Origin of the sequence: Streptomyces sp. NPDC060205 (assembly GCF_042728395.1) — a bacterium.
Lineage (GTDB): Bacteria > Actinomycetota > Actinomycetes > Streptomycetales > Streptomycetaceae > Streptomyces.
Genome location: NZ_JBHWZP010000338.1, coordinates 1 through 9,760, shown reverse-complemented (window position 1 = coordinate 9,760; position 9,760 = coordinate 1). Strand labels below are relative to the sequence as shown.

Annotated in this window: 9 protein-coding genes; 6 read left to right on the top strand and 3 right to left on the bottom strand. The window is 70.3% G+C overall.

The genetic code is table 11. The features are described from left to right. Positions 1–54: 54 nt before the first annotated feature. Both ACFWGJ_RS36830 and ACFWGJ_RS36825 read right to left on the bottom strand, forming a co-directional pair. Positions 55–768 (bottom strand): class I SAM-dependent DNA methyltransferase, encoded by a 714-nt coding sequence (locus tag ACFWGJ_RS36830; RefSeq protein WP_387333311.1) that lies wholly within the window; start codon positions 766–768, stop codon positions 55–57. A 15-nt stretch (positions 769–783) separates the two neighbouring features. Further along, positions 784–1,671 carry an NAD(P)H-binding protein gene (locus tag ACFWGJ_RS36825; RefSeq protein WP_387333309.1) on the bottom strand — a complete coding sequence of 296 codons (888 nt, stop codon included), beginning with the start codon at positions 1,669–1,671 and terminating at the stop codon, positions 784–786. 263 nt (positions 1,672–1,934) lie between these two features. Here ACFWGJ_RS36825 and ACFWGJ_RS36820 point away from each other — a divergent pair, with 263 nt between their 5' ends. The 4 genes from ACFWGJ_RS36820 (at position 1,935) to ACFWGJ_RS36805 (ending at position 5,198) form a co-directional block, all read left to right on the top strand. Further along, the gene (locus ACFWGJ_RS36820) at positions 1,935–2,372 is read left to right on the top strand and encodes an ester cyclase (RefSeq protein WP_387333307.1); all 438 of its coding nucleotides are present in this window, start codon (positions 1,935–1,937) and stop codon (positions 2,370–2,372) included. Positions 2,373–2,589: 217 nt separating this feature from the next. Further along, on the top strand, positions 2,590–3,204 hold the full coding sequence (locus ACFWGJ_RS36815) for a PadR family transcriptional regulator (RefSeq protein WP_387333305.1): 615 nt from the start codon (positions 2,590–2,592) through the stop codon (positions 3,202–3,204). Between the two features lie 162 nt (positions 3,205–3,366). After that, a complete protein-coding gene (locus ACFWGJ_RS36810) occupies positions 3,367–4,347 on the top strand; it encodes an ATP-binding cassette domain-containing protein (RefSeq protein WP_387333303.1) in 981 nt (326 codons plus the stop codon). Next, positions 4,344–5,198: an ABC transporter permease gene (locus ACFWGJ_RS36805; protein WP_387333301.1), complete on the top strand. Its 855-nt coding sequence runs from the start codon at positions 4,344–4,346 to the stop codon at positions 5,196–5,198. Before ACFWGJ_RS36810 ends, ACFWGJ_RS36805 begins: the two co-directional genes overlap by 4 nt. Positions 5,199–5,461: 263 nt before the next feature. Here the strand turns inward: ACFWGJ_RS36805 and pepN are convergent, their stop codons facing one another. Next, a complete protein-coding gene (gene pepN / locus ACFWGJ_RS36800; RefSeq protein ID WP_387333299.1) occupies positions 5,462–8,053 on the bottom strand; it encodes an aminopeptidase N in 2,592 nt (863 codons plus the stop codon). Positions 8,054–8,165: 112 nt separating this feature from the next. Between pepN and ACFWGJ_RS36795 the strand changes: the two genes are divergently transcribed. Next, positions 8,166–8,681, top strand: a complete 516-nt coding sequence (locus ACFWGJ_RS36795; protein WP_387333297.1) for a DUF1203 domain-containing protein — start codon at positions 8,166–8,168, stop codon at positions 8,679–8,681. Positions 8,682–8,779: 98 nt separating this feature from the next. After that, positions 8,780–9,646: a hypothetical protein gene (locus ACFWGJ_RS36790; RefSeq protein ID WP_387333295.1), complete on the top strand. Its 867-nt coding sequence runs from the start codon at positions 8,780–8,782 to the stop codon at positions 9,644–9,646. The last annotated feature ends 114 nt before the right edge of the window (positions 9,647–9,760 follow it).

Below are 9,760 nucleotides of genomic sequence, written 5' to 3'. Positions count from 1 at the left end.
GGGCGGTGGCCGCGGATCGCGGTCACCGCCCCCCTCCCGTGGTCCTGCCCGCGGTCAGGCGCGGTCCGCGAGGAACAGGCCGCGGCCCGACTGGATCCCCTCCACGTAGGCGGCCTTCAGCCCGGCCCGGGTGAACGCCTCCTCGTACTCGGCCCGGGTGAACAGCGTCAGCGAGTGGCTCTCCGCGAAGTGCTGCACACCGCTGTCGGGCTCGGCCACCACGTAGTGCACCACCATGTGCGAGGTGTGCCCCCGGCGCTCCGTGTGGGAGACACGGGTCAGCGTCCCGGCGCCCACGGTCACGGTGTCCCCGCTCACATGGCGGTCCAGGGCCGTCTCCAGGAACCACCACGGGTCCACCGCCACGACCCCGCCCGGCGTCAGGTGCGCGGCGAACGACCGCAGGGTCGCGGTGAGTTCGGCCGTGTCCTTCAGGTAGGCGATCGAGCCGAACATGCAGGTGATCGCGTCGTAGGAGCGCCCCAGGGACAGGTCGCGCATGTCACCGCCGTGCAGGACGGCGGCGGGTACCGCGGTGCGGGCCATCGACAGCATCGCGTCGGACAGTTCGAGCCCCTCGACCTTGTCGAAGAGCTGGGCGAAGTGCCGCAGATGCGCGCCGGTGCCGCAGGCGACGTCCAGGAGCGAGGCCGCCGCGGGGTTGCGGGCCCGTACGAGCCCCGCGACGGTGGCTGCCTCCACCCGGTAGTCCTTGCCGCGCGACTCGTGCAACAGCTCGTAGATCTCGGCCATCCCGGGTCCGTACATGACGAACTCCCCTCCTCAGCTGGAACTGCTGGAACGGCCGGTACCGCCGGCAGCGGTGACGGAGGCCTCGCCGCCGAATCCGCCGGCGTGCTCCGCCGCCCAGCTCGCGAAGGTGCGGGCCGGCCGGCCGGTGACCCGGCGCACCGCATCGGTCACCGGGCCGGGGGTGACGGCCGACTCGGCCAGGTAGTCGAGCAGCATCTCGACGACCGGCGGCGGCATGACGGCGCTCATCGCCGCCCGTCCGGCCTCCCGGCTCAGCTCCTCGAAGCGGATGTCCCGGCCGGTCGCCTCCGCGATCGCCGCCACCTGCTCGACCTGCGTCAGCGCCTGAGGCCCTGTCACCAGGTGCTGGGCGCCCGCGTGGCCGTCCTCCAGCAGCGCGCTCGCCACGACCGCCGCGATGTCCGCCTCGTGGACGACCGCGCGGGCGGCCTTGCCGTAGGGGGCGCGCACGACGCCCTCCGTACGGATCGAGTCGCCCCACTTCCAGAGGGTGTTGCCCGCGAACTCGTCGGGGCGTACGAAGGTCCAGTCCGCCCCGCTGTCCTCGACGGCCCGTTCCACCGCGCGGTGGTGCTGGTGGCTGGGGTTGCTCTCGTCTTCGAGCACCGAGCTGGACGACAGGACGACGATGTGCCGGACCCCCGCCTCGCGGGCGAGCGCCGCGACCTCGTGGGCGGTCTCCGGCACCGGGAAGAGGTACATCCGGTCGATGCCCTCCAGTGGGGCGGGCAGGCTCCGCGGCTGCTCCAGGTCGCCCTCGACGACCTCGACGCCGGCCGGCAGCGCGGCGGTCGCGGGTGTGCGGGTGAGCGCCCGCACGTGGTGCCCGGAGTCCGCCAGGCTCCGGGCGACATGGCGTCCCACCTTGCCCGTGGCACCGGTCAACAGGATGTTCAAGGCCCCTCCTCGGCGTACGAAACGGTGCTCCCCGGCGCGCCGGACCGGCGCGCTGTCCTGTGCAGGGGAGGCGGTTCCAGGGGCCCAGGCTGTCGCGCCGGGCTAGAGGACCCCGTGAGCCCCGATGGACTTCGGCGGATCCCGGTGGGCGTCGGGCGGCATCCGGCCCCGCTCCAGCGGGACTTGAGCGGTCCTGCAGCCGTTCTCAGGCGGGTCGGGGGCAGTCTGGCGTGACATCGTCCGCGAGACTGTGAGGAATCGCCATGTCAATGGCCGAGCGCAAGGCCCTGTGTCTGGAAATGGTCGCCGCCTGGAACCGGTGGGACCTGAGCGGGATCATCAAGCACTGGTCGCCGGACATCGTGCACTACTCCGAGGACACCGAGGTGAGTTCCGCCGACATGATCAAACTCATGGAGGGCGGGCTGCAGGCGTTCCCCGATCTCCAGCTCGAAGTGAAGAGCATCATGGCCGAGGAGGACCGGGTCATCCTGCGCATCACCGTGACCGCGACCCACTCGCACGAGTTCATGGGCGTGCCGCCGACCGGCGAGCGCGTCAGCTGGCACCTGGTGGAGGAACTGCGCTTCGAGGACGCCAAGGTCGTCGAGCACTGGGACGTCATCAACATGCGCCCGCTCCTGGTCAAACTGGGCAAGCTGCCGGACGTCCCGAAGGTGGAACTGGAAACGAGCGCCTGACCGGCACGGACGTTCAGCCGTCGGCCCGTCGGCCGTGGGTCTGTAGGCCCGGCGGGCGCGGACCCGGGGGCGCGGACGTGTTCCGTGCCCCCGGGACGTGCGGGCCCCCGGGACGCGCGTCCCGGTCGTCCTCCGTCGCGCCCGGGACGGCTAACTAAGCTGGCGCCCAGGCGCGCGGCGGACAGGAAAACGCCGCACCAGACGGAACGGGGTGACGATGTCGGCGACGCGGTTGCTGGTCCTCGGGGTGGTACGCGGGTTCGGCAGGACGCACGGTTACCGGGTGCGGGCCGAGTTGCTGTCCTGGGGGATCGACGACTGGGCCAACGTCAAACCCGGCTCGATCTACCACGCGCTGCGGCAGCTCGCGAAGATCGGCCTGCTGGAGGCCAGCGAGATCGCGCACTGGCCGGGGCGGGTGGACTACAGCGTGACCGCCGAGGGGGACGCGGAGTTCTTCCGGCTGCTGGTCGACGCCCTGGAGCGGCCCGAGCACCGCGCCGACATGCTCAGCGCCGGCCTCGCCCTGATGCCCGCGCTGTCCCGCGAGCGCGCCGTGGCGGCCCTCTCCACCCGCCTGGCCGTCCTGGAGGCGCAACGGGCCGTGCTGCGCAAGGAGTCCGCCCCGGTGCACGCCGAGGGCCTGCCCGCGCATCTGGGCGAGCTGTGGACCATGCGTACGCGCTACGCCGACCTCGGCGTCGAATGGACCCAGGACCTGCTGGCACGGGTCAGGTCCGGCGAGTACGAGATGGCGGGTGAGCACGGGCCGTCCTTCGGGACTCCGGGATCGTGGCGTGCCCTCATCGGCCCCGGGACGACGGGTCGTTGACGGCCGGCCGTTTTCGCACGACCTACTAATCAAACTTGCATAGTGGGTTGCCCGTGCTCTAGCTTGGAGCAGTAATCAAATTTGATTACTGCTCTGCGTGTCGTTCGTTTCCTGCCATGGCGCACAGCCTCTCGTGGCGCATCAGGACCAAGGAGTCACAGATTGAGTTCGCAATCCACACTTGCCATCGAGACGTCGGGACTCGTCAAGACCTTCGGTGAGACCCGGGCCGTCGACGGTGTCGACCTGGCCATCCCGCAGGGTGTCGTCTACGGCGTGCTGGGCCCCAACGGCGCGGGCAAGACGACGACCATCCGGATGCTGTCCACCCTGCTCACGCCCGACGGAGGCACCGCCCGGGTCCTCGGGCACGACGTGGTCAAGGAGGCCGCGGCGGTCCGCAGCCGGGTCAGCCTCACCGGCCAGTTCGCCTCGATCGACGAGGACCTCACCGCCACCGAGAACCTCACCCTGCTCGCCCGCCTCCTGGGCTTCTCCAAGTCCCAGGCCGCCGCCCGGGCCGAGGAACTGCTCGCGGCCTTCGACCTCACCAAAGCCGCCGGACGCCAGTCCAAGACCTTCTCCGGAGGCATGCGGCGCCGCCTCGACATCGCCGCCAGCCTTGTCATCACCCCCGACCTGCTCTTCCTCGACGAGCCCACCACCGGACTCGACCCGCGCAGCCGTAACCAGGTGTGGGACAGCGTGCGGGCCATGGTGGCGCTCGGCACCACGATCCTGCTGACCACGCAGTACCTCGACGAGGCCGACCAGCTCGCCGACCGGATCGCCGTCATCGACCACGGCCGGGTCATCGCCGAGGGCACCACCGGCGAGCTCAAGTCGTCCGTGGGCACCGGAGCCCTGCACGTACGGCTCGTCAACGCCGAGACCCGCCCCGCGGCCGCCCAGCTGCTCACCCGGGCCCTCGCCTCACCGGTCTTCCAGGAGTCCGACCCCTTCGCGCTCTCGGTACGGACCGACGACAACGAGCGGGTCGCGGGAGCCCTCGCCGAACTCGCCCGCTCCGAGATCGCCGTCTCGGACTTCGCGTTCGGCCGGCCCAGCCTCGACGAGGCCTTCCTCGCCCTCACCGGGCGCCCCGCGGAAGACGGCACCACCGACCAGGAGGAAGCGGCATGACCCTCACATCCGAGACGACGGCCACCCCGGGCGTGCCGAACGACGCCCTGCGCAAGGCCCTCACCAGTCAGATCCGCCCCTCCCGCCCCAACCCGCTGACCGCCGTACAGGTCTCGGCCTGGCGCACGATGCGGAAGATGAAGCACTACGGCGTGGCCGTGCTCTTCGACGTCACGCTGATGCCCATCGTCTTCCTGCTGACCTTCACCTACCTCTTCGGCGGCGCGTTCGCCGGCTCGACCAAGGAGTACCTCCAGTACTTCCTGCCGGGCGTCCTCGTGCAGACCGTCATCATGCCGACCGTCTACACCGGCACCGCGCTCAACATGGACATCACGCGGGGCATCTACGACCGCTTCCGGACCCTGCCGTTCTGGCAGCCCGCCACGATCGTGGGCAGCCTCCTCGGCGACATCGTCCGCTACGTGCTGGCGCTGACCACCACGATGGGGGTCGGGCTCGCGCTGGGCTTCCGGCCCGACGGGGGAGTGGGCGGCGTGCTGGCCGCGATGCTGCTCCTGCTCCTCTTCGCGGTGAGCGTCAGCTGGATCTTCGCCGCGCTGGGTGTGGTCGCCAAGGCGCCCGAGACGGTGTCGGGGTCCAGCATGCTGGTGATGTTCCCGCTGGTCTTCACGAGCAACATCTTCGTGGAGCCGGAGACGATGCCGGGGTGGATGGAGGCGATCGTCAACGCGAATCCGGTCAGTAACGCGGCTACGGCTGTTCGTGGGCTTGTCCACGGGGATGCCAGCGGGGCTGATATCGGGTGGGTGTTGCTGGCCAGCGGGGTCATTACGTTGATCTTCGCGCCGCTGACGATGCATCTGTATCGGGCGAAGAGTCGGCAGTAGCTTCGCTCGGGGTGCGTCGTCGGGTGCGGGTGCGTCGTGGCTGGTCGCGCAGTTCCCCGCGCCCCTAAAAGATTGCGCCGTTCCCCGCGCCCCTAAAGGACTGCGCCGTTCTCCGCGCCCCTTGGGTGGGTCCCTGAACGAGTCACGGCAGCCGGGCTGGTTGTCTTCCCCCGTCGGCTGGGTCGTGCTGCCGTGGCTCCTCACTTCGTACGGAAAGCGGCGCTTCCCGGGCCTCAAGCCTGGGAAGCGCCGCCTTCGTGCTGCTACTCGCCGGCCGAGGCCGCCGTGTCCGCCGCCTGGGCCTTCAGGGCGCGTTCGACGCCCGAGCGGGACTCCGAGATCAGGCGGCGCAGGGCCGCGCTCGGTTCGGCCGAGGCCAGCCACGCGTCCGTCTTCGCCAGGGTGTCGGCGGAGATCTGGACGGACGGGTAGAGGCCGACCGCGATCTGCTGGGCCATCTCGTGCGAACGCGAGTCCCAGACGCCCTTGACCGCCTCGAAGTACTTGTCCGTGTACGGGGCGAGCAGTTCGCGCTGGCCGAACTGCACGAAGCCGCCGATCACGGCCTCCTGCACGGCGTTCGGCAGCTTGTCGGACTCGACGACCGATGCCCAGGCCTCCGCCTTGGCCTCCTCGGTCGGACGGGCGGCGCGGGCGGTCGCCGCGTGCCGCTCACCGGCGGCCGTCCTGTCGCGCTCGTACTCGCTGGTGATCTCGGCCTCGTCGAAGCGGCCCACCGACGCGAGCCGCTGCACGAACGACCAGCGCAGCTCGGTGTCGACGGCCAGGCCCTCGATGCTCTCCCGGCCGTCCAGCAGGCCCTCCAGGAGGTCCAGCTGTTCCGGCGTACGGGCCGTCGACGCGAACGCGCGCGCCCAGGCCAGCTGGTGGTCGCTGCCGCTCGCGGAGGACCGCAGATGGGCCAGCGTGGCGTCCGTCCAGCGGGTCAGCAGCGCCTCGCGGGCGTTCGGGTCGGCGTACAGCTCGACCGCCGTCAGCACCTGGCGGTGCAGCGACTGGACGACGCCGATGTCCGACTCCTTGCCGATGCCGGAGAGCACCAGCGAGAGGTAGTCGCGGGTCGCCAGTTCGGCGTCGCGGGTCATGTCCCAGGCCGAGGCCCAGCACAGGGCGCGGGGCAGGGACGCCTCGAAGTCGCCGAGGTGCTCGGTGACGAACGCGAGGGACTGCTCGTCGAGCCGGACCTTCGCGTACGACAGGTCGTCGTCGTTGAGGAGGATCACGGCGGAGCGGGGCTTGCCCACCAGCTGGGGCACGTCGGTCAGTTCGCCGTCCACGTCCAGCTCGATGCGCTCGCCGCGCACCAGCTTGCCGCTGCCGCCCTCGGCGTCGTCCAGGTCGTACAGGCCGACCGCGATGCGGTGCGGGCGCAGCGTCGGCTCGCCCTTCGCGCCCGCGGGCAGCGCCGGGGCCTCCTGGCGGATCGCGAAGGAGGTGATGACACCGTTCGTGTCCGTCTCGATCTCCGGGCGCAGGATATTGATGCCGGCCGTCTGCAGCCATTTCTGCGACCACGTGCCCAGATCGCGCCCGCTGGTCTCCTCCAGCGCGCCGAGCAGGTCGGACAGCTGGGTGTTCCCGTACGCGTGCGCCTTGAAGTAGGCCTGCACGCCGCGGAAGAACTCGTCCTCGCCGACGTACGCCACGAGCTGCTTCAGGACGCTGGCGCCCTTGGCGTACGTGATGCCGTCGAAGTTGACGAGCACGTCGTCGAGGTCGTTGATCTGCGCCATGATCGGGTGCGTGGAGGGCAGCTGGTCCTGCCGGTACGCCCACGTCTTCATGGAGTTGGCGAACGTGGTCCAGGAGTGCGGCCAGCGGGAGTTCGGCGCGTACGCCTGGCAGGCGATCGAGGTGTAGGTGGCGAACGACTCGTTCAGCCACAGGTCGTTCCACCACTCCATCGTCACGAGGTCGCCGAACCACATGTGGGCCAGCTCGTGCAGGATGGTCTCGGCCCGCACCTCGTACGCGGCGTCCGTCACCTTCGACCGGAACACGTACTGGTCGCGGATGGTCACCGCGCCCGCGTTCTCCATCGCGCCCGCGTTGAACTCCGGCACGAACAGCTGGTCGTACTTCTTGAACGGGTACGCGTAGTCGAACTTCTCCTGGAACCACTCGAAGCCCTGCCGCGTGACCTCGAAGATCGCGTCCGAGTCGAGGAACTGGGCGAGCGAGGGCCGGCAGTAGATGCCCAGCGGCACACTCTGCCCGTCCTTCTCGTACACGCTGTGCACCGAGTGGTACGGACCGAGGATCAGCGCCGTGATGTACGTCGAGATCCGCGGCGTCGGCTCGAACTCCCAGACGTCGTCCTTCGGTTCCGGCGTCGGCGAGTTGGAGATGACGGTCCAGCCGGAGGGCGCCTTCACGGTGAACTGGAAGGTGGCCTTCAGGTCCGGCTGCTCGAAGCTCGCGAAGACACGGCGGGCGTCCGGCACCTCGAACTGGGTGTAGAGGTAGGCCTGCTGGTCGACCGGGTCGACGAACCGGTGCAGCCCCTCACCGGTGTTCGTGTACGCGCAGTCGGCCACGACCCGCAGGACGTTGCGGCCCTCCAGGATGCCCGCCAGCGCGATCCGCGAGTCCTGGAAGACCTCGGCGGGATCGAGGGAGTCACCGTTGAGGACGACCTCATGGACGGCCGGGGCCACCAGATCGATGAAGGACCCGACGCCGGTCTCGGCCGCGTCGAAGCGCACCGTGGTCACGGACCGGTAGGTGCCGCCCTCCACCGCGCCGGAGAGATCCAGATCGATCTCGTACGAGTCAACGGTGAGCAGCTTCGCCCGCTGCTGTGCCTCTTCGCGGGTCAGGTTTGTGCCAGGCACGCGGTCATCTCCTCGTGATGGGTCAGTTGCGTCATCCTTCCACGGCGGCTGCGGGAGTGCGATGTCCGTTTCCCGCCGGTGTGCGCGGGGGGAGCGGGGCCACCCTGGAGCCATGACCAGCCATCACGCACGTCCCATCGAACCCCAGGCGTTGAAGGAACTCCGCGCGACGGACGACGCGGGCCTCCCGTGCGTCCCCTTCACCGATCCGGAGGGCGGGGCCCCGCTCCGCTGCTGCCTGCGGCGCGGCGAGACGGGGGAGCGCATCGCCCTCGTCTCGTACGCGCCCCTGCGCCGCTGGGCCGCGGAGACCGGCGCGCGGCCCGGTGCGTACGACGAACAGGGGCCCGTCTTCGTCCACGCCGAGGAGTGCCCGGGGCCGGACCTCGCCGGATCCGGGTATCCCTTCGCCCGGCCGGGCGTCCTGCGCACCCTGCGCCGCTACTCCGCCCAGGGCCACATCCTCGGCGGCCGGCTCCTTGAGATCCCGGAGCCGGCCGGTCAGGACGCGCCCGACGCGGCCCTGGACGTGGCTCTCACGGAGGCCTTCGCCGACGACGAGGTGGCCCTCGTGCACGTCAGGGCCGTCGAATACGGCTGCTTCCTCTACGAGGTGCGCCGCCCCTGACACCGGATGTGTGCAAGGGGGAGTGGCACGTAAAGGACGGGGAACTCGGTTCGAGGCAAGTAGCCCGACTTTGACCCGAGTTGAGGGGGAACGTTCCCATGGCAGGAAAGCACGTCCTAGGAATCGCGACCGTGCTGGTACTCACCGCCGGAGTGTCCGCCTGCTCCAGCGGTGACGACGACGCGGACGGGAAGAAGGACGGGGCGAAGGGGGCGTCCTCGACCAAGGGCGCGTCCGAGTCCCAGGTGGTACGGGCGGCCCACCAGAAGACGACCGCGGCGGACTCGGCGAAGATGAGCCTCGTCTCCGAGGCGGCCGCGGCCGGCAAGACCGTGACCGTCCGCGGCACCGGCGTCATGGACCTCGAAGAGGGCGACAGCACCATGACGATGACGTCCCAGGGACAGCAGGTCGAGCAGCGCGTCCTCGACGGCGTCGTCTACCAGAAGGCCCCGGCCGAGCAGCGCGCCCAGCTCCAGCTGCCCAAGGGCAAGACCTGGATGAAGATCGACCCCGCCAAGCTGAACGGCGCGGGCGGGCAGGTCAACGACCCGGCGGAGTCCTTCGCGTACACCGAGGGGGTGAACGACGGCGATGTCACCAAGGTCGGCACGGAGACGGTCGACGGGACCCGCACCACGCACTACCGCGTCAAGGTCGCCGTGAAGGACCTCGCCAAGGGCGACCGGGCGAAGGCGGAGCAACTGCGTGAGCAGCTCGGCTCCTCGACGCTGCCGCTGGAGATGTGGGTCGACGACGAGGGCCGGCTGCGCCAGGAGACGATCAAGCTGACGCTGAAGCCGCAGGCGGGTGGGGCGCAGAAGGACCAGACGGTGACCAGCACGACGACGCTCAAGTTCACGGACTTCGGCGTGGAGGCGGACGTGGAGGCGCCGCCGTCGGCCGACACGGTGGATGTCACGAAGAAACTCGCGGACGCGTCCAAGGCGGGGGGCACGGCGTAAAAGGCCGCCCCCCAGGTCGAGGGCCGTCCGCGGGCCGGTGGGGGCCGTACGCGCAGTTCCCCGCGCCCCTCAAAAGCGGGGCTGCGCCCCAGCTTTTGTCTTCAGGGGCGCGGG